The organism is Bacillus sp. SIMBA_008, assembly GCF_046535495.1.
Lineage (GTDB): Bacteria > Bacillota > Bacilli > Bacillales > Bacillaceae > Bacillus > Bacillus subtilis.
This window is the reverse complement of the sequence record NZ_JAWRWL010000550.1, coordinates 1-268: the sequence shown is the minus strand read 5'-3', so window position 1 is coordinate 268 and position 268 is coordinate 1. Positions and strand designations below refer to the sequence as shown.

General features: G+C 36.9%; 1 protein-coding gene. It reads left to right on the top strand.

The window, feature by feature from the left end:
* A partial coding sequence (locus tag SB658_RS24395) for a MerR family transcriptional regulator (protein ID WP_410602948.1) occupies positions 1–268 on the top strand: 268 nt, incomplete at both ends.

The window sequence follows — 268 nt, the reverse complement described above, 5'->3', positions numbered from 1 at the left end:
AAGTAAAAGAAGTAGCTGACCTGATTGGAGTAAGCATACGCACTCTCCATCATTACGATCAAATTGGATTATTGACTCCTCAGGAAACGACCGATTCCGGTTATCGGCTTTATTCTGAAGAGAATCTTGAACAGCTGCAGCAGATACTATTTTTCAAGGAGCTCGATTTCTCCTTAAAAGAGATTAAAGAAATCATTACTAATCCTTCATTTAACCGAAGGGAAGCATTCATTTTACAAAAGAAAATGTTGATTGAGAAACGGAATAG